The sequence below is a fragment of the Endozoicomonas sp. 8E genome (assembly GCF_032883915.1).
In the GTDB taxonomy this organism is placed as follows: domain Bacteria; phylum Pseudomonadota; class Gammaproteobacteria; order Pseudomonadales; family Endozoicomonadaceae; genus Endozoicomonas_A.
Window position 1 is genome coordinate 1 of the sequence record NZ_CP120717.1, and the last position, 19,369, is coordinate 19,369.

General features: G+C 47.6%; 16 protein-coding genes. 7 read left to right on the forward strand and 9 right to left on the reverse strand.

Annotated elements, in window-relative coordinates:
* The gene (dnaA, locus tag P6910_RS00005; protein WP_317144249.1) at nt 1-1,563 is read right to left on the reverse strand and encodes a chromosomal replication initiator protein DnaA; all 1,563 of its coding nucleotides are present in this window, start codon (nt 1,561-1,563) and stop codon (nt 1-3) included.
* 845 nt (nt 1,564-2,408) lie between these two features.
* On the opposite strand from dnaA, the gene rpmH reads away from it, so the two are divergent.
* The 5 genes from rpmH to mnmE all read left to right on the forward strand — a co-directional run bounded on the left by rpmH (nt 2,409) and on the right by mnmE (nt 6,582).
* Nucleotides 2,409-2,543 (forward strand): 50S ribosomal protein L34, encoded by a 135-nt coding sequence (gene rpmH, locus P6910_RS00010; protein ID WP_252177766.1) that lies wholly within the window; start codon nt 2,409-2,411, stop codon nt 2,541-2,543.
* Between the two features lie 13 nt (nt 2,544-2,556).
* Nucleotides 2,557-2,925, forward strand: coding sequence for a ribonuclease P protein component (rnpA, locus tag P6910_RS00015; RefSeq protein ID WP_317144250.1), 369 nt, complete (start codon nt 2,557-2,559; stop codon nt 2,923-2,925).
* A gap of 250 nt (nt 2,926-3,175) precedes the next feature.
* A complete protein-coding gene (gene yidD, locus P6910_RS00020) occupies nt 3,176-3,421 on the forward strand; it encodes a membrane protein insertion efficiency factor YidD (RefSeq protein ID WP_410493961.1) in 246 nt (81 codons plus the stop codon).
* Nucleotides 3,397-5,076 (forward strand): membrane protein insertase YidC, encoded by a 1,680-nt coding sequence (gene yidC / locus P6910_RS00025; RefSeq protein ID WP_317144251.1) that lies wholly within the window; start codon nt 3,397-3,399, stop codon nt 5,074-5,076. The genes yidD and yidC overlap by 25 nt, the downstream gene beginning before the upstream one ends.
* A gap of 129 nt (nt 5,077-5,205) precedes the next feature.
* Complete coding sequence (mnmE, locus tag P6910_RS00030; RefSeq protein WP_317144252.1) at nt 5,206-6,582, forward strand: tRNA uridine-5-carboxymethylaminomethyl(34) synthesis GTPase MnmE; 1,377 nt, start codon at nt 5,206-5,208, stop codon at nt 6,580-6,582.
* 20 nt (nt 6,583-6,602) lie between these two features.
* Here the strand turns inward: mnmE and P6910_RS00035 are convergent, their stop codons facing one another.
* The 8 genes from P6910_RS00035 to P6910_RS00070 form a co-directional block, all read right to left on the reverse strand.
* Nucleotides 6,603-7,487, reverse strand: a complete 885-nt coding sequence (locus P6910_RS00035; RefSeq protein WP_317144253.1) for a sterol desaturase family protein — start codon at nt 7,485-7,487, stop codon at nt 6,603-6,605.
* Nucleotides 7,488-7,573: 86 nt separating this feature from the next.
* The gene (locus P6910_RS00040; RefSeq protein ID WP_317144254.1) at nt 7,574-8,014 is read right to left on the reverse strand and encodes a DUF1499 domain-containing protein; all 441 of its coding nucleotides are present in this window, start codon (nt 8,012-8,014) and stop codon (nt 7,574-7,576) included.
* Nucleotides 8,015-8,118: 104 nt separating this feature from the next.
* Nucleotides 8,119-8,718, reverse strand: a complete 600-nt coding sequence (locus P6910_RS00045) for a nucleotidyltransferase family protein (protein ID WP_317144255.1) — start codon at nt 8,716-8,718, stop codon at nt 8,119-8,121.
* On the reverse strand, nt 8,699-9,706 hold the full coding sequence (locus P6910_RS00050) for an XdhC family protein (protein WP_317144256.1): 1,008 nt from the start codon (nt 9,704-9,706) through the stop codon (nt 8,699-8,701). Before P6910_RS00050 ends, P6910_RS00045 begins: the two co-directional genes overlap by 20 nt.
* Nucleotides 9,707-9,777: 71 nt before the next feature.
* Nucleotides 9,778-12,039 (reverse strand): xanthine dehydrogenase family protein molybdopterin-binding subunit, encoded by a 2,262-nt coding sequence (locus P6910_RS00055; protein ID WP_317144257.1) that lies wholly within the window; start codon nt 12,037-12,039, stop codon nt 9,778-9,780.
* A complete protein-coding gene (locus P6910_RS00060) occupies nt 12,036-12,575 on the reverse strand; it encodes a (2Fe-2S)-binding protein (RefSeq protein ID WP_317144258.1) in 540 nt (179 codons plus the stop codon). The genes P6910_RS00055 and P6910_RS00060 overlap by 4 nt, the downstream gene beginning before the upstream one ends.
* 359 nt (nt 12,576-12,934) lie before the next feature.
* On the reverse strand, nt 12,935-13,993 hold the full coding sequence (locus P6910_RS00065; RefSeq protein WP_317144259.1) for an ABC transporter ATP-binding protein: 1,059 nt from the start codon (nt 13,991-13,993) through the stop codon (nt 12,935-12,937).
* Entirely contained in the window at nt 13,990-15,708 is a 1,719-nt protein-coding gene (locus P6910_RS00070) for an iron ABC transporter permease (RefSeq protein ID WP_317144260.1), read from the reverse strand. Before P6910_RS00070 ends, P6910_RS00065 begins: the two co-directional genes overlap by 4 nt.
* Nucleotides 15,709-16,008: 300 nt before the next feature.
* Here P6910_RS00070 and P6910_RS00075 point away from each other — a divergent pair, with 300 nt between their 5' ends.
* A complete protein-coding gene (locus P6910_RS00075) occupies nt 16,009-16,281 on the forward strand; it encodes a type II toxin-antitoxin system Phd/YefM family antitoxin (protein ID WP_317144261.1) in 273 nt (90 codons plus the stop codon).
* Between the two features lie 360 nt (nt 16,282-16,641).
* On the forward strand, nt 16,642-19,272 hold the full coding sequence (locus tag P6910_RS00080) for an ATP-binding protein (RefSeq protein ID WP_317144262.1): 2,631 nt from the start codon (nt 16,642-16,644) through the stop codon (nt 19,270-19,272).
* Nucleotides 19,273-19,369: the final 97 nt, after the last annotated feature.

Consider the following 19,369-nt stretch of genomic DNA (forward strand, 5'->3'; position numbering starts at 1 on the left):
TCAGCTAGTCAGAGATCTCAAAAGATTTTTGTAGTCATCACGGATTTCACCGTCTTCATCCACCAGCTCTTTCACTTTACGGCAGGCATGAAGCACAGTGGTATGATCCCGTCCGCCGTAGGCGTCGCCAATTTCAGGCAGACTGTGACTGGTCAGTTCCTTGGAAAGAGCCATTGCAATCTGTCTGGGTCGGGCCACAGAACGACTACGACGTTTAGATAGAATATCAGCTACCTTGATCTTGTAGTACTCAGCCACTGTTCTTTGAATATTATCAATACTGACCTGTTTATCCTGCAAGGCAAGCAGATCTTTCAGGGACTCCCTGATCAGATCAATATCAATCTTGCGCCCCATAAAATGGGCACTGGCAATCACCCGTTTCAGAGCGCCTTCCAGTTCACGGACATTGGATCGAATTCGCTGAGCGATAAAGAAAGCCGCTTCATGGGGTAAATCCACTTTTTGCTGTTCTGCCTTCTTCATTAATATCGCTACTCTGGTTTCGAGCTCGGGAGGCTCTACTGCGACCGTCAGGCCCCAGCCAAATCGGGACTTTAATCGTTCCTCGACACCACTGATTTCCTTGGGGTAACGATCACAGGTCAGAATCATTTGTTGGCCCCCCTCAAGCAGCGCATTGAAGGTATGAAAAAACTCTTCCTGGGAACGCTCCTTACCGGCAAAGAACTGGATGTCATCAATCAGCAGGGCATCGACGGAGCGATAGTAGCGTTTGAAGTCATTTATGGCATTTAATTGCAACGCCTTGACCATGTCGGCAACAAAGCGCTCGGAATGCAAATATACGACTCTGGAATTACGATTTTGGCGAACCAGAGAATTACCCACGGCATGCATAAGGTGAGTTTTACCCAGACCTACACCGCCATATAAAAACAGTGGATTGTAAGCGGCTCCGGGGTTTTCAGACACCTGACGGGCTGCTGCAAGTGCCAGCTGATTCGATTTACCTTCAACAAAGGTATCAAAGGTGAAGTGGGCATTCAGGGAGCTGTTATGTTTTATTGAACCCTCAACTTCTATTTGTCGTCCGGAAGAAGGTTCTTCTTTCTTGGCAGGATGACTGCTGGCAGTGGCCTCTTTTGCTTTCAGAGGATTGACTTTCTTAGGTATGGCAGGGGGCTCAATACTTTCAGACGACACAGGTTTACTAGTTGAAAGGCCCGATGCTTCACTGAGGTTGGACACCAGCTCCCGGGTCACCGCCCTCTTTTCTTCTACGACAGGCTTGGGTTGTTCAGGGCGTAGAGGACTGCTGCCAGGTGAAGAACTCCTTCGGCTGAGAGACTGGGGACGACGGTTCGACACGGCCAGCGCTAGCGCCGGCGACTGTCCATCGGTCAGTTCATCAAGTATCTCTTCAATGCGCGGCAGAAACTTCTCTTTCACCCAGTCTGCGACAAAACGATTAGGAGCCAGCAGGCAAAGATCGTGTTCATCACCCATGACTTTCAATGGGCGAATCCAGGTATTGAACTGCTGTGAGGACAGTTCATCTTGAAGCAAGTCCACACACTTTTGCCAGAGCTCTAAAGGCACAGGCGCTCTCCTGAAAATGGGTGAAATGGAAGCCGGTCAGCCTGCCTGCTGGACGACTTCACTAATGGCAGGAAACAGAATCTGTCCAGAAACACTTATTCTTCCACAGCAGAACAATGCAGAAACGCAGGAAGAATAGGCCAAAAAACAGCTTCAATTGTATCCTTTCAGGGAAAAGTTATCCACACCTTAAATTTTTTTGAAGCCTATCCAGAAAATAGTCTTTTTACTTAATTATCAACACTCTATAGGCAAAAAGAGACAAAAAAAGAGACCGCCAGTGATGAAAAAATAATGTGGAAAAGGCTGTGTTCACAAAGGCTGATGAAGGATGAGTGAGCTGTGAATAAGTATGATGCATTGACGTGCTGTGTATAAAGTACCAGTTTATACACAGGCTGTGAGCAGGCAGAGAACAGTATAGTCGCTTATTTTCTACACATTCACACACACGAACGAAGCCAGAGAACAAAGGGCTTTATAGGACTTATCCACATAAAAAGTGCTGCTTAATATTCATTAAAAAAACAAAACACCGTCACTCAAGTACATATGTATTATATGTATTTCATTATCTTGAATGACTCGCAAAAACATTTTTGATTTATAAACGTCATTTAAAAATCGTTGGTGTGCTATTTTTCCCTTATATATAAGGAACGTAATTTCCCTTATAAGAATGCACTTTTTCACTAACCCTTCTTGATATCTGCATAGAGTTGCCAGCCCTCTAAGGATTGAGCCCTGAGCCTCGGTGGCAAACTCTTGACAAATGCAAATTGACGCTTATCTCTCAATTACTTAGAATGCCCGTCTTTTTGTAAATCGATAAAACGAGTAACGTCATGAAAAGAACATTTCAGCCCAGTAATCTGAAGCGCAAGCGCACTCACGGTTTCCGTGCTCGCATGGCTACCAAGAACGGTCGTGCGGTTATCAACCGTCGTCGTGCCAAAGGTCGCAAGCGTCTGGCCGCCTGATTTGGACTGACAGGTGAGCTTCGCTTTTGGTCGCGATCTGCGACTTTGCTCAGCAGCTGATTTTAAGCAGGTTTTCGACCGTACGGATATCAAGGTCAGTAGTCGCCATTTGCTGATACTGGCTTGCCAGAATGAGCTTGACCACCCCCGGCTGGGGCTGGTGATCGCCAAAAAAAATATCCGTAAAGCTACCGGCCGTAATCGAGTCAAACGGCATATTCGGGAAACCTTTCGCCTCCATCAGGGGGAACTGGGAAACCTGGATATCGTTGTCCTGGCCAGAAGGGGTCTGGGTGAGCTGGAAAGCTGCGATATCAATAAACTGCTCACCCACCAATGGTTTAAACTGGCCAGACGTCGGAACGAGCAGAAGGTTTCCTGAATGGAGACCATCGCCTGAAGCAGGCACTCTATGGAGTTGCATGACAGTGGAGGTAGAAACTACCTCCAGTCTCTCTTCAGAAAGCCAGTCATACTGTCTCCACTCAAATCAGCCGATGCGTTTCCTGTCTATTCGGCACAGACAGAGTAAAGTCGACATGACCAGACCTGTGATGAATTTTCTCGTGCTTTTGCCCAGACGCGCTGCCATGGGATTGATCAAGGTGTACCGTTACTGCCTGAGCCCCATTATGGGCAGACATTGTCGCTTTTACCCCAGCTGTTCCAGCTATTCACAGGAAGCTCTCCAACATCATGGTTTTCTGAAAGGCAGTTTTCTGACCTTGAAACGACTGCTGCGTTGCCATCCCTGGCATCCAGGAGGTTTTGATCCGGTGCCCGCTCCCTCGGACAAACAACACCGGTCATCAGACGATCATATTCATCACCAAGACTCTTTGGCTCGGACATCATGGATCTGCAAAGAACACTCTTGATAGGTGCTATAGCCGTTGTTGGTGTATTTACACTTCAACAATGGAATGAAGATTACAATCAGACCCGGCCGACCAGCGATGCTGTTGTGGCTAATGTCTCCACTTCTCAAAGTGGTTCTGATTTACCCACTATCTCACCATCATCTTCCTCTCCGGAAATTCTGGATGACAAAGTTCAGACCTCTGCTCAACTGATCAATGTTAAAACAGATACACTGAACCTTCAGATTGACCCCGTCGGTGGTGACATTATCGGACTCAGCCTGCCCAAATACCCGGCCTGGCTGCCTGAAGAAGGCGAGAAAGCTACGCCTTTCCAGCTGCTGGTTAACAGACCCGACTGCACACCGGGTGAAGTGACCTGTGTCTACACCGCTCAAAGCGGCCTGATTGCTACTGACGGTCCTACCAACGATCAGAATCAGAGGCCCCTCTACAGCACTGCACAGACCAGCTACACCTTGCCAACCGGTCAGGACCAGCTGATGGTTAAACTGACTCGCAGCGCTGGCGATGTTCAGGTGACCAAAAGTTATACCTTTAAGCGCGGCTCCTATGAAGTCGAACTGGCTTACGAAATTGCTAACAACAGCGACAAGGTATGGCGTGATCCCTTTTATGCCCAGCTGAAGCGGGATGGTTCAGAAGACCCAAGCTCTGTAAACTCCAGTGCCCCCATGAACACCTATCTGGGGGCGGCTGTTCGTTCTATTGATGAGCCATACAGAAAGCTGCCTTTCGATGATTTCCAAAAAGAGCCTTTCAAGGAAAGAGTCGAGGGTGGTTATGCTGCCATTCTTCAGCACTACTTTGTCAGTGCCTGGGTGCCTGCCCAGGACAAGCCTCATAATTATTACACACAGGAATCTCGTAACAACGAATACTACAGGGTGGGTTTCTACAATGACCCTCTGGTGGTAAATCCAGGTGAGAAAGCCATCACCGGTGCTACGCTTTATGCCGGTCCTAAAGATCAGCCAGCCTTGAAGAATCTGGCTGATGGTCTGCAGCTGACCATGGACTTTGGCATGCTTTGGTTCCTGGCTCAGCCTCTGTTTAAGTTGCTGCAGTTCATCCACTCTCTGGTAGGCAACTGGGGTTGGGCAATCATCCTGCTGACAGTCTGTGTGAAAGCGGTATTCTACCCACTGAATCAGGCCAGCTTCCGTTCTATGGCTAAAATGCGCAAGCTGGGGCCAAAGATGCAGGAGCTGAAAGAGAGATTCGGTGACGATCGCCAGAAGATGTCTCAGGCCATGATGGAGATGTACAAGAAAGAGAAAGTCAACCCAATGGGTGGCTGCCTCCCGATTCTTGTCCAGATGCCAGTATTCATTGCCCTCTACTGGGTACTGCAGGAGGCTGTAGAACTGCGTCAGGCTCCCTGGCTTGGCTGGATTAAGGATCTGTCCCAGATGGACCCTTACTTCATCCTGCCGTTGATCATGGGTGCTTCGATGTTCGTGCAGCAGATGCTGAACCCGACACCTCCTGACCCTGTTCAGGCCAAAGTGATGAAGTTGATGCCGCTGATCTTTACCGTATTCTTCCTGTGGTTCCCTGCAGGGCTGGTACTCTACTGGGTAACCAACAACATTCTGTCGATTATTCAGCAATACATCATTACCAGAAAGATCGAGAAAGAAGACTCCTGAGTCTGTAAATCTCAAAAAAAACGGACCACAACGGTCCGTTTTTTTGAGATCCCTGACGGTCATGGCACCAGCAACCACCTTGGATTAGACTAGGCCATCATTTTTCTTATTCCTCAGCCAGTAATTGCTATGTCCGATCTCAGTGCACTCCATAAAGACACTATTGCCGCTCAGGCAACCGCTCCCGGTAGAGGTGGGGTAGGGATCATCAGGGTCTCAGGCCCTGAAGCTTTAAGGGTTGCCAGAGAGGTTCTAAAGATGGAGCCCAAGCCTCGTTTCGCTCATTATGGTCCTTTTTACGATGAGCAGGATGAGGTTCTGGACGAAGGCCTGGCTCTTTACTTTCCTAATCCAAATTCATTTACCGGAGAGGAGGTCATTGAGTTCCAGGGGCATGGTGGTCCTGTCATTCTGGACTTACTGTTGAAAAGAATTAATGCCCTTGGGGTAAGGCTGGCCAATCCCGGAGAGTTTTCCGAAAGAGCCTTCCTGAATGACAAGATGGATCTGGCGCAGGCTGAGGCCATAGCAGATCTGATCGACAGTACTTCAGAACAGGCAGCCAGATCGGCATTAAGATCACTGCAAGGCGCTTTCTCCAGAAGAGTCAACGAACTGGTCGAATCCCTGATTGAACTGAGAATTTACGTTGAAGCCGCCATCGACTTTCCGGAAGAAGAGATTGATTTCCTGGCCGACGGCAAAGTGGCAGGCGACCTCAAAACCATCATCAGCCATCTTGCCCAGGTCATGAGAGAAGCGGGTCAGGGGGCTATTCAGCGTGAAGGTATGACCGTAGTGATTGCCGGACGTCCCAATGCCGGTAAATCCAGCCTTTTGAATGCGTTATCAGGACGGGAGTCAGCTATTGTAACGGACATTGCCGGTACCACCCGTGATGTCCTCAGGGAGCATATCAATATCGACGGTATGCCCTTGCATGTTATTGATACCGCCGGTCTGCGAGAGACAGATGATAAAGTCGAACAGATTGGTGTAGAACGCGCCTTCAGGGAAATAGAAGACGCTGATAGAGTACTCCTGATGGTGGACGGATCAACCACTGACGCAACCGATCCACACGACATATGGCCAGAGTTTGTTGACCGGCTGCCTTCCAGAGAAAAGCTCACTGTGATCCGTAACAAGATTGACCTGACAGGCGAACAGGCAGGCATAGAGGACGCTGAAGGGGTTCCCCTCATAAGGGCCTGTGCCATGAGAGAACACGGCCTGGACGCTCTCAGAGAGCATCTGAAAGCCTGTATGGGCTATGAGGGTGCCATGGAGGGTGGTTTTTCTGCCCGGCGCAGACATCTGGATGCGCTGCGAAGAGCAGAGGAGTTTCTGGATAACGGTCAGAAGCAGCTTGAATACATGGGGGCAGGTGAACTTCTGGCTGAAGACCTGCGACATGCCCAGAAGGCTCTGGGCGAGATCACCGGCGAGTTCTCCAGCGATGATTTGCTGGGCAGGATTTTCTCCTCCTTCTGTATTGGCAAGTAGGTGAAATTCAGAGGTTCAGTTTACTTTTTTAACATTTGCTCTGAAGTTTCAGGCTCTGCCAATGTTGGTCTATCACTTGGTGGAGCAAGAAAGATCTTCAGGCGCTGTTTTAGTGTCAGGTGTTTGCCTTTTGCTTCCCTAAACATATCCCGCCATTCAGAGAAGGTCACAGTCAAAGGGTTAAAGCTGTCGACAGGCTTGCTGACCCCGTAACGCACAGTTTCTACTTCTGGTTCAAAGGTACCGAATAGCTTATCCCAGACGATCAGAACACCGGCATAGTTTTTATCAATGTAATGAGAGTTGATACCGTGGTGAACCCGATGATGGGAAGGTGTGTTAAAAATAAGCTCGAACTTGCCAAGATTGCGAACCCACTGAGTATGGACAAAGAACTGAAGCCCTAAGTTAAGCAGCACTGCAAAGATAACCCATTTAGGCTCAAAACCGATGATGACTAAAGGAACCCAAAACAGCCACATACCGGCAATTGGGTACATCAGGCTTTGGCGAAACGCGGTGCTGAAATTCATTCTTTGCGAACTATGATGTGCGACATGGGCAGCCCACATCCAGCGTATCCTGTGGCTGGCGCGATGAAACCAGTAGTAGCAGAAATCCTGTAAGATCAGCAAAGCAACAAAAGAAGCTGCGTTCATTTCAATCTCTAGTAACTTCCAGCCAAAAAGCCAGAAATAGAGTTTAACGATCACCAGGCCTGTAACGAGATCTGCCAGCTGATGCATACCTGCTAATGAGAAATTACACAGTACTTCTGGCAGTTTATAGGCGGAGCTTTCCGGTAGCATTCCGCCCTTTTGGCCGATGAAATATTCCGCCAACATTAAACCGATAAACAGCGGCGCCAGCAGCATCAGCAACCATTCGGGATGGTCAATAATCATTTGAAATTCCATCTTCTGCCTTCGTCAATAAGGGTTAACATTTGGCATAGTGATCTTCAGTTTGCCCGGGCAAGTTGCCAAATAAACTAATGCTCTTTTAGGGCTTTAAGAGAGGTTTTCAGACTGTCGAGCCAGAGCGTGATTCTTTTCTTGTTCGCGCCAAGATCGGAGTAGCCGTAATGTGAGCGAGAGTAAATGGCCAGTGTGCTGGTATCTTCCCCCTGACTGTAAAAACGTACGGTAATGGTATCCGGATAGCCCATGAAAGGGGTTCTCTGGACATAGTCGACTTGCTGACCATCATCACTGGTGCGCAAGACTTCTACCTTGTCCTGACTTTGGGCAATATCTGAAAACCGCTCTTGCAGCTCTGTGACACCGACGTTCAGAACAGGGCTGATCTGATGGGGCTCTGCTAAAAACTTGCCTTCTGGCAAAACCAGATATTGATTGGGCTTTTCGTGCAGTTTTAATGTTTCAAAATCAATGACCCGGTCATCAATAGCTGTGAAAAGGAAGTCCAACATCAGATTTTCTCCGAATCAGTTTTTCGGGCATCAGTATGACGGATCTGAGTGGAGGCTGAAAGAGCCCTGGATGCGTTAAATCTCTCTAAGCTCGTTTCAGGGCCTCAAGTGTAATCAATATCCTTGATCACACCTTCGTCAGAAGTTTCTATCAAAATCGGTTTGTGGGTTTTGAGAATAGATTTAGCACCTTCATCACCACTCAGCAATGTTAAATCTGTTTGCAGAAAAGCCGGAAATAAAACGGGATGAGCAGGGATGGGATCTGAATCTTCAGATTGATAGATCGGCCTGATGATTTTCTTGAGTTCATTGTTTTTAAAGCTTTTTATGAGGTGCCTGTAGGTGTCAAATTCAATGTAAGGCATATCTCCCAGACAGAGAAGGATGTTTTGATCCTCAGGGATATTGTCAATAGCTATAACAATGGATGAACTCATACCTTTTTCAAAATCAGGGTTTTCAGTGTAAGAAAGACCGTATGTATCTAATGCACGTTTAAGAATGTCATCCTGAGGCCTGACGACCACTAAAACCTGATTAACATGGGGCAGGGCATTCAATGCACTAACCACGGCCATAGGGATGCCGTTAATCTCATGCATCATTTTATGGCCGTTAAATCGCGAGCCTTTGCCTGCGGCTAAGATAACCGCTGTTATTTTCTCGCAAGGGTTGAATTTTTCAATGCTGGCTGATGTCACAAGCGGTCGTCTGACTGATTTGATCTTCTTTCTTTTCCAGCGCCTTACCGGGCTGTATGCCATTTTTAATGGCAGTGATTTCAGCGAGAATAGAAAGTGCGATTTCAGCCGGGGATTTACTACCGATATTTAATCCAACCGGGCCATGGAGCTGGTTAACCTCAGCATCAGTGAAATCAAAATGCTCCCTGAGGCGTCTGCGACGCTGCTGATTGTTGAGTCTTGAGCCAAGAGCGCCAATATAGAATGCATTGCTTTTTAATGCCGTTAGTAAAGCCATGTCGTCTACTTTCGGGTCGTGGGCCACTGCGACAATGGCTGTGCGAACATCGACATTTAAATCCTGAATGACATCATCGGGAAAGCCTTTTAATAACGGCAAGTCTTTTAAGGGCCAGTTGCTTCGATAATCAGGCCTGGGATCGCTGACCAAAACTTCAAATCCAAGGCCGCGTGCAAATTCAGCCAGATATTGGCCGGTTTCACCGGCACCAATCACCATTAATCGCCAGGTTGGTCCAAAGACGTTTTGCCAGTGGGTTTGTGACAACCCTGGTTCTTGTTGCTTCCAGGGAGTATAAATCACTTGACCCGTTTCAAGGCTCACCTTTCTTAAGACGGTTTTTCTCGCTTCAATGTGATCAATAAGCAATTTAACGTCTGCCATTTCATTGAGAGGCTCCGCCATGAGTTCCAGAGCCCCTCCACAAGGTAATCCGAATCGGTGACGTTCTTCAGCCGTTTCTCCGTAGATGATTTTTTGCACAAATCTGACAGGGTTTTGGGCTAGCTGTGCAATTAAATCTTCTTCAACACATCCGCCACTGACGCTACCAAAAAAGCGACCAGAAGAACTTACCGCTAAAAGGGAACCTACCGGTCGGGGAGAGGTGCCCCAAGTCTTAGCGACACTGACGAGGGAGATTTCATCACCTTGTTCAAGACAAGATAAACAACCTTTGAGAACTTCTAATTGTGAATCTTGCATATTGAACCTTTGCTTATTCATCCCAGGCAGTATTCTGTCCCTCGCGATGCTGAGGGACCAAGCTCGACAAATTAACTGAGTTTAAGAGGCAAGCTTCTTAAACGCTTACCTGTTGCTGCAAAGATGGCATTGCCCACAGCCGCTGCAATGGGCGGCAGGCCTGGTTCACCGACACCGCTTGGTGCTTCATCGCTGTCAACGATGACCACATCAATTTCTGGTGATTCATGCATTCGCAGTATCGGGTAATCATGGAAGTTACTTTGAATCACTGCACCGTCTTTGAGTGTGATCTCTCCATAAAGAGCAGCGGTCAAACCAAATAAGATGCCACTTTCCATTTGTTGGATAACGATTTCGGGGTTAACCGCCAGACCGCAATCTACCACACAAGTCACTTTGTGAACTTTGATTTGGCCGTTGTTCACAGATACCTGTGCGATTTCTGTCACATATGACAAGAACGAAGTATGAGCTGCTACGCCGTGATAATGACCTTCTGGTAAAGGATTTCCCCAGCCCGCTTTGTCGGCAGCAATTTTTAAAGTGTTCGCCAGTCGAGGATTATTTTTCAGGTGTTTAAGGCGATAGGCGACAGGATCCTGTTTTTGCAAAATGGCGATTTCATCCATCATGCTTTCTTTAAAGAAACCGCTGAATGAGTGACCAACACTACGCCAAAAACCTATGGGCAGTCCCGGATCAACCGTAACATGGTCAACGGATTTATGGTTGGCATCATAATCTTCGAATAAGCCTTCTACTGAAGTAGGATCCACCGTCCAGCCATCAAACAGGCCGTAACCGGCTTTACTGATCCAGTCGACCATAGCGTCAGGCAGGAATGCTGGCATCATGGCATCGGCCAGTTCATCCATGCTATAAGGTATGACATTTGCACCAGAGCGCTTAACGTTCCAGCTGTCAATATTACCGTCTTTATCTAAGCCAACTTGAAACTTAGCCAGGGTCGCAGGGCGATAATAGTCGTGTTTTGTATCATCTTCGCGACTCCAGATCAGTTGCACTGGCAGGCCTGATGCCTTGGCTATGGAAACGGCTTCGGCAACAAAGTCGCTTGATATACGACGTCCGAATCCTCCCCCGAGAAATGTACTATGAATCGTGACGTCATCTTTTGCTACATCACCGTAAAAAGCACCCAGTTTGGCGGCAATTCCGGGGTTTTGGCTTCCTGTCCAAATGTCTAATTTGTCACCCGTGAATTTCGCGGTGCAATTCATAGGTTCCATAGTGGCGTGGGCCAGGAAGGGGGCCCAATATTCTCCAGATACAACGGTGCCGGAAGCTTTTAATGCATTGCGACCCTCTCCTTCTTCGTGTGCATTATCCGCTTCATCGCTATCCAAAGCTTCTTTAAAGAGTTGTTTACCGTTACCTGCTTCAGTGGCAGCGCTGGTAAATTTTGAGAGAGTTTCAGGTAATTCCCATTGTACTTCTAGCACAGGTAAGGCCGCTTTTGCCTGATAGTAATGATCCGCAACCACGGCTACACCGTTGAAGATTCTGACAACAGCTTTTACACCGGGCATGCTTTTCACTTTGCTGTCATCAAAGCTTTTCACAGTGCCACCAAATACCGGGCAACGCTTTAACACAGCCCGGTGCAGGCCCTCAAACTCTACATCCAAGCCAAATTCCGCCAAGCCTGTGCTTTTTGCTACAGCATCCAGACGTTTTGAGTATTTACCAATATATTTGAAGTCTGCTCTTTTCTTGATGGGTGTTTCTTCAGGAAGGCTCAATTGAGAAGCCGCTTCGCTGAATGCACCGTAAGGTAGCTTTTTACCCTTGGCTACAATCATTCCATTATCAGTTTGGATTTGATCAACTGACAAATGAAGTACGTTTGCGGCAGCTTGTCGAATAACCATACGAACATTTGCTGCCATTTGGCGAAGCGCAATGAAATGAGTACGAATACTGTTGCTACCACCTGTTAGTTGCAGGCCATATTCCGGGTTTGCGTATTCTTCGCAAGCGCCAACCAGTTTAACCTTGATGTTATCTGGATGAACGTCGAGTTCTTCTGCCAGCACTGTGGTCAGGCCTGTGTATACACCCTGTCCCATTTCCGAGCGGGGAAGATAAAAATAGATTTCATTATTGCCGGTAATTTGCAGCAAAGCATTGGGTTGCAGATCACCGTTCATATTATTGTGGGATTTATTGCTGGCACAGGCAGCCAGGGGAATTCCAACCACCAGACCGCCACCAATAATGCCCAGTTTTTTGAGAAAGCTACGGCGGGAGCTGTTTTCTAATGTCTGTTCTTTTTTCGGTAGCGATTTTTTTTGTTCAGTGACACTCATGATTGCACTTCCTGTGTTTCCAGTGAAGAAGTTGCCCTTGGATCAAACAGTTGCGCGGCTTGCAAACGGCCTTTGCCATTTCTTAAATCTGCCGCAGCATTTTTGATGGCTTTTTTCACATTAGGATAAGTACCGCAGCGGCAAATGTTGCCGCTCATGGCGTTGTCGATGTCACTGTCACTGGGGTTTGTATTCTGGCTAAGTAATGCGGTAGCACTGACGATTTGCCCACTCTGGCAATAGCCACATTGTGGAACACCGGCTTCTACCCAGGCGTTCTGCAAAGTGGACATCATTTTTGGATTACCAATGCCTTCAATGGTGGTGATATTTCTATTGGCCACGGCTTGAACGGGCATAATGCAGGCTCGGGAACTGACACCATCGATTAACATGCTACAGGCACCACACAAGCCCATACCGCAACCGAATTTTGTACCTTTCATTTTTAAATGTTCGCGAACCACCCAAAGCAAAGGTGTATCGCCCGGTGCGTCTACATTGACCGTTTGTCCGTTGAGTTTAAAGCTAATCACTTGTGCCACCCAGCTGTGCCAGTTTCTTGTCTGGCTCAAAAAAACAACCCTGTTAATATGCTTTGAGCCATTTATTATTTTGTGGTTTAGGGTAACCACCTCATATCCGTCGTATACTCTGCTGCTTAAACAATAGTCTCAGCAACCCGGCGGAGGCAGTTTCAGTCACGGATCATTATACGGAACTCTGCCCACAAGCATAGTGGGAGGTCTGGTCACGCTTTCAAAGACCAGAATGGCCTGCCAGAGACACTGAGCATGGATGGATTGTTAAAGTGGAATGGATAGCCTGACAATCTGATTTTGTTTTCAGGATACACAGGCTTGGTTGCGCCGGGTAAAACATAAACTCTGAAGCGTCAGATTGAATACCCTTTCTGATCGAACAGAAGCAGGTCATGGGGTCTTACCGAGATATCCACAGGTGTGCTTTCCGGGAACGGGGTTGAGTTTTCCACAACCAGAATATTTTCTTCCAGCTTAACCTCGGTCCTTAATCGGGTTCCCATAAACTGCTGGCTTTTAATCTGGGCAGGATTCAGCGGGTTTTCGCACTGACACCTCTCAATCGAAAACATTTGCGGGCGGATAAACAGTTCTGCAGTCTGACCGGGGTCTGCTGAAATATCAGTGGATGACTCAACGACGCCGACCGGTGTTGAAACAGTGCGACTGTTTATCACTTCACAGGGCAGGAGATTACCAGACCCCATAAACTCTGCCACAAAGCGGGATGCCGGGCGGTTATAGACGTCGAAAGAGTGACCTCGTTGCAGAATGTTGCCATCATGCATAATGGCAACGGAATCAGCAAAGGCAAAACCTTCATCACGATTATGGGTGACAAACAGTCCAGTGACTTTCTGTTGCTTGAGAATATCCCTGACCTCCCTCACCAGTCTCTGTCTTACCTGACTGTCAATATTGGAAAAAGGTTCGTCCAGCAACAACAGGGAAGGGCTGTTAGCCAAGGCTCTGGCAATAGCAACACGTTGTTGTTGGCCGCCAGAAAGTTCATGAGGATAGCGCTTGTCCAGGCCAGAAAGGTTGACCAGCTCCAGCATGGCTTCGACACGCCTGCGGGTATCTTTGCGAGAAAGGTTTTTCAGACCAAAAGCAATATTGTGAAACACAGTCAGATGAGGGAACAGAGCATAGTCCTGAAAGATCATTCCCATTCCACGCCGTTCCGGGGGCAGTGTTCCATGGACTGAACTGACAACCTGACCGTGCAGGGAAATGGTCCCTGCAGATGGCTGAAGAAGACCTGAAATGGCTTTTAAAAGCGTGGTTTTACCGCAGCCGCTTCGACCCAGCAGGCAAACAATTTCTCCCTGTTCTACCTCAAGGCTCAGGTTAGAGAGTACTTCTGTCTGTTCATAACGGCAGCTCAGGCCTGCAATAGTCAGGGCGGTCATTTTTGTTCTGCCTCCAGCGAACGGTTCAGAAGTATCAGTGGTATCAGTCCGGCCAGTACCATTATCAATGCTGCCAGAGCAGCCTCTTCCAGTCTTTCATCGGAAACAAACTGGAAAACCCGGGTAGCCAGTGACTCAAAGCCAAAAGGTCTCAAAAGAAGAGTAGCTGGCAGCTCTTTCATGGATTCGATAAAAACCAGCAGAAATCCAGTCAACAAACCTCTGCGAATCATGGGAATATGAACGCGTCTCACCATTTCTGAAGGTTTGCATCCCAGTGTTCGGCTGGCCATATCCAGAGAAGGGGAGACTCTTCCCAGGCTGGATTCGACACTGCCAACGGCCACGGCAGAGAAGCGAACGGTGTAGGCGAAAACAAGGGCAAATATCGAGCCACTGAAAATCAGGCCAACGGGTGGTAATTCAAAGGCCATAATCAAACCATTCAAACCGTGGTCAGACAGGGTTAATGGGGTTAACACCGCAATCGCCAGAACATTTCCGGGAAGGGCATATCCGCTAGAAACCAACCGGGAAGGAATATTGGCAAAGCGATCGTCCTGAAGGCGCTGATACAGTCCCAGAAATAAGGCGACCAGTGTTGCAGATGTGGCTGCGGCTAATGAAACCTTCAAACTGTTGAGGCTGTAAGTCAGCCATTCCTGGTTCCAGGAATCACTGAAATATCGGAAAACGTAATCCAGCAAAATAGCGGCAGGCAGAAGGAAACCCAGTATTACCGGCACCCAGCACCAGAACATGGCCAATGGCTTTTTCCAACCCCTCAAAACAGAGGCTTTCCTGTGATCCTGCCCGGTGCTTTTCTGGTAGAGCTGTTGTCTCCTGCGACTGTAACTTTCCAGTGAGATCAGCAGCATCACTACAACCAGCATGATGGCTGAAAGTTTGGCAGCGGCATTCAAACTGCCATAACCCAGCCAAGTGTCATAGACAGCTGTCGTTAGAGTCGGAACAGCAAAGTAATCAACCGTGGCAAAATCACCCAGTGTTTCGATGCCCATGAGGGCCAGGCCGGTGACGATAGCCGGTCTGGCCATGGGGATTGAGACCCTCAGAAAACTGGAAGCAGGAGAGCATCCGAGCAGTCGGCTGGCCAGCGTCTGACTCTGGGAATGTTCAAGAAATGCGGTTCTGGCCAGCAGATAAAGATAAGGATAAAGCACCAGCGCCAAAATGATGACTGCACCACCCAGACTGCGAATATCCGGGAAAAAATAATCCGCAGCACTCTGCCAACCCGTTAAATCCCTCAGCAGTCTTTGCACAGGGCCGGCGTACTCCAGCAGGTCTGTATAGATATAGGCGACCACGTAAGAGGGCATGGCCAGAGGCAGTACCAGAAGCCATTGCAGATAACGTTTACCGGGAATTTCACAGTTTGCCATGATCCAGGCTGCAGGAAGGGCAAGGATCAAACCCAGAATAGCGACACCCAGGATCAACAGTACGGTGTTGAGGATATAAGTGCCCAGCACAGTATTTCGCAGATGAGCAAAAATCTCACCGCTAGGCGCCGACGCTTCATAGACCAGAGCCAAAAACGGAGTAAAAAGCAGAAGAGCCAGCAACCAGCTGCCAGCTCTCCAGAAAATCGAAAGGCCTTGTCTTGAATATGACTTATCAATGCCACGCTGCAAAGAGAGTGGTGATAAGTCATTTTCCTGTGTTTCTATGGCGGTAAGCACCTGTTTCATGAAAGTCTGTTCAAATATCTGTCCGAGCTCTGCCAGGCGGTCAATTTTACAGAAAACGGAATGAATATCAGTAAAATTTGCATCTCTCTTTCAAACAGCAGGGTCTGTTCTGAAAAGAGATCAACTCAATGACAGATCAAAACGGACTTCGTCCAACAATTTCTGAGTGGTCACGTAGTTCTCAGTGAAGGTAGCCTGAGCTTTCTCACTCAAACTATGCAGTCACGTGTAGACTTGCCTTTTAAATGCCTGCTCTCAATTGTGTACGGTAATACAGTAGACCAAAGGTTGAGGTAATTTATGGAGAGTGTCAGCGTTAATCAGTTCAGGGGTAACCTGAAAAGCTTTGTGGAGAAGGTTGTGGACAACCGCATTCCGCTTAAGGTCACTCGGCGCGGTGGAGAAGACTTTGTAGTGATCAGTGCTGATGACTGGGAGCGGGAACAAGAGACCCTTTATGTGCTGCAGAATAGTAGCTTGATGCAGCAGATTGCAGACTCAAAGAGTACACACAGCCGGGGTGAGGGCTATCAGCCAAGTGAAGAGGATATCAGTGAGATCATTGGTCTTTGAGGGTAATACTTGGCAGGTATACGTAGCTTTACGCGAGAAAGATAGAGTGTGTCGTAAAAGCCAAAATTCAAATCCAGTAGGACGGGGATTCCTGTTAGTCACCTGACAGGTTCCTGTTTCACAGTTCGTTGCTCTGGGAACAAGCGGGGCCGCCCAGGCTTGGTTCTCACACAAAAGCAATGAACTAAATCATTTCCTTTCTGTCTAAATATTAGGGCGATAGTACAAGTTACGGATAATTTACCTCTTCTCTTGAGATTGCCTGTAGAACGGTCATGAAGCATTAAATTTGCCAGGCAAATGAGCTGACCACAAGGACAGTATTAACAGCAGATACAACTTAATAAAGGACGATTAATTATGGATAATGCAAATACTTTTGTTACCGGCCATCAGTCAGGTGTACCTCTCCAATACGGAAAAACAGAGACTGAATCATCTAAAATAACGGCTGAAAATAGCCCCTCTCTCACCACTTCAGGTTCCACCTCAAGAAGTGTAAAGCCCTCGCCAGTAAAAAATGGTGGTGAGATGAGCGTCGCTGACAACCCGAAAGAAAGGGGGGATTCAAGCGGGCAGACGCAGAGCCTGAGGAAAAGAATAATTGAAAATTCCAGTACTTCGTTCTCCGCAAGCGGTACTGTCATATCTAAACAAGGTTCAAAACAATACCGACCCTACTTCTATGACCCTTTCTACGAAGTTGATCGGGGTATTCAAGAACATCATATTGAATCTTTACGCAAGATAACTCCCTCTTACAAATCCTTCCCGGCAAATGGCAGTAATAGGCCCATGGATGAACTATTTGCCGAACATACGATTCATTGGCTCCAGCGCATTAACACATCATACGAAGAGCGGAGCTCAGTCATTACAAGCATTTATGATTTTTATAATTTTTATAAAAAAAAGGCATCATTAGAAAAAGTCAGTGTTACCAAATTGAGCACTGGCTTAGACTCGACAAGTTTATCTCCTTCTGGCTCAGCCAGGGCAGACTGTTCTCCTTCCTTTGCTCAGATGTATGATGGGATAGAACGGCTGGAGTTAAGAAAACGTCTGGGTATATTTTATCCTGAGGATTATAAGAAATATGAACTTCCCGAGCTGTCATACGGTATCTACCTCGGGCGGCACACACTACCAGAATTTTTTGACCTGGGTAACAGAAACAGTTTTGTAGCAGTGGATAACGGGCATACACCCAGTGAGTGTCTGAATGCTTTTTTTCATGGTCCTACCCTCGCGGACTGTGCAACGGCTTTACTGGCCTGTCAGTATCGAGCCATTGAATCCATCATTGGCACTGACGAATTCAACCGGATCTTTGGTGCACCGATCTCAAAGTTCAGAATTTCCTGTACGATTATGTCGCATACCAGCAAACACACTACTAACGTCGGGAATATTGATCCAATCGATGCCACCAACCCTATCTATGATCTGTTTTACAATCTTTCGCTCAGTGACGAAACCGGCACTAATTTAACTGGCAGGGAACTGTCAGAACGGGATATCAAAAAGGGTGATGTCATCTACATTCAGGGTGTTGAAAGCTACCTGGAGAAACATAAGAGCGGTTGTTCTCTGGGTTTTAATCTGATGTGCACCGGGCAAAACAGCAGCGGACAGAATCTCTATCTGGGGTTTGGTCCAGATAAATTTGATGAACCGAAAACCTACGACCAAGTCAAAAAAATACTGATTGATGGCTACAATAAACCACAGAATTCTGTGACAAACTATGCAATCAAAAAGGGGGAAACGCAGTATGCCCAGCTGAAAGACAGTATTCTGCCCCATGACCACCCTATTGTTGGCATCACTTTTGCGCTTCGCTTCAGTATGGAGTTCTGGAAATATTTTTCGTCGCAGCGCGACCAAGTCTGGCATCATCGACCGCTGTTGCCTGTCACACCGACTATGAAACCAAAGCCGGTGCATCAGGTTTCACTGTTCACCATTGAAAATCTTGATGCTGATCTGGATCAATTGGAACCCGACTCAGAACAGCAGGAACGGATGAAAGATGCGGCCCGGAAGTTCACACACGCTGTGATTAATAATCAGGGTGGAGCCTCGCACAAAAAGCCCATGGGACTATTCCTGACCGGATCAGCGGGAATAGGAAAAACGTACCTTTGTGTAGCTGTTGCCAAAAAAGCAGCCGAATATGGTGCCAGCGTCCTTTACATAGACGAAGCTATGGTACGCGATCTGTATATGGACTATCAGGGTAGAGAAGAGCAATGGGCCAAAAAGATCGACGAAATGCTTGCCGGAAAGGATTTGGTGGTCATTGATGATGCCAACGACGGATGCCTTTGCAAAAAACTTCTGGCAAAAGCAATGAAACATGTGATGACTGATAACAAGGCCATCATGCTCAGTTCAAATAATTATATTCCTGTCAAGGATGCAACCCCTTGCGTTATTAATCCCTTAACCAGGGAAGCCCATAACTTTCTTTACCTGAGCGATTTGCAGGGGGACAGTCGCCGTTCCCAATGGTGGCACAGCCCTGAAATACAGGCTGCTGATGCAATATCGCAACTGGGTCAGTATCATGGCCCCAGGGCGGCAGCAGTCATCACCGAGAACGCTGTATCAATAGACGAAATGGCCAGAATGCTCAGTATTCCGGCAGAACAGATCCGTCAGGTGGGTTCCCCTCTTTCGCCCGGACTCCCACTAAAAATAAGCCCTGATTACCGTCTCAGCGATTTATCCAAAACACAGCATCAGGCTGTTTTTATGGAGTGTGATCCTGCTTATAGACGTGATGTTGAGCAGCTCATAAATATTGTTCAGAGAGTACACGACGAAGGCTTAAAGCTGGTGGTCAAAACCAAAGACCGCTTATTATTGTTAAAAGCTGTACCGGATCTCCTGGAGAAAGACTTTTTTCTTGAAACGTACGAACTCCGTATTGCTGACCGACTCAAGCATATGTTCCGGGACTTTTCGGAATCCGGACTCCAGGGTTGACTCGGGGCTCGGCCAGCAGAATTGCTTTTACATCGGAAGCTAAGGCGCCGAAGCCTCGACCAGAGTCAGTCATTAGCGGAGTAAGAAGCCAGGCAGA

Bases quoted from the DNA above. Each gene is read 5' to 3' on its own strand.
- rpmH (WP_252177766.1), top strand. From the start codon at position 2,409: ATGAAAAGAACATTTCAGCCCAGTAATCTGAAGCGCAAGCGCACTCAC.
- yidD (WP_410493961.1), top strand. From the start codon at position 3,176: ATGGGCAGACATTGTCGCTTTTACCCCAGCTGTTCCAGCTATTCACAG.
- yidC (WP_317144251.1), top strand. From the start codon at position 3,397: ATGGATCTGCAAAGAACACTCTTGATAGGTGCTATAGCCGTTGTTGGT.
- mnmE (WP_317144252.1), top strand. From the start codon at position 5,206: ATGTCCGATCTCAGTGCACTCCATAAAGACACTATTGCCGCTCAGGCA.
- P6910_RS00035 (WP_317144253.1), bottom strand. From the start codon at position 7,487: ATGATTATTGACCATCCCGAATGGTTGCTGATGCTGCTGGCGCCGCTG.
- P6910_RS00040 (WP_317144254.1), bottom strand. From the start codon at position 8,014: ATGTTGGACTTCCTTTTCACAGCTATTGATGACCGGGTCATTGATTTT.
- P6910_RS00050 (WP_317144256.1), bottom strand. From the start codon at position 9,706: ATGCAAGATTCACAATTAGAAGTTCTCAAAGGTTGTTTATCTTGTCTT.
- P6910_RS00055 (WP_317144257.1), bottom strand. From the start codon at position 12,039: ATGAGTGTCACTGAACAAAAAAAATCGCTACCGAAAAAAGAACAGACA.
- P6910_RS00065 (WP_317144259.1), bottom strand. From the start codon at position 13,993: ATGACCGCCCTGACTATTGCAGGCCTGAGCTGCCGTTATGAACAGACA.
- P6910_RS00070 (WP_317144260.1), bottom strand. From the start codon at position 15,708: ATGAAACAGGTGCTTACCGCCATAGAAACACAGGAAAATGACTTATCA.
- P6910_RS00075 (WP_317144261.1), top strand. From the start codon at position 16,009: ATGGAGAGTGTCAGCGTTAATCAGTTCAGGGGTAACCTGAAAAGCTTT.
- P6910_RS00080 (WP_317144262.1), top strand. From the start codon at position 16,642: ATGGATAATGCAAATACTTTTGTTACCGGCCATCAGTCAGGTGTACCT.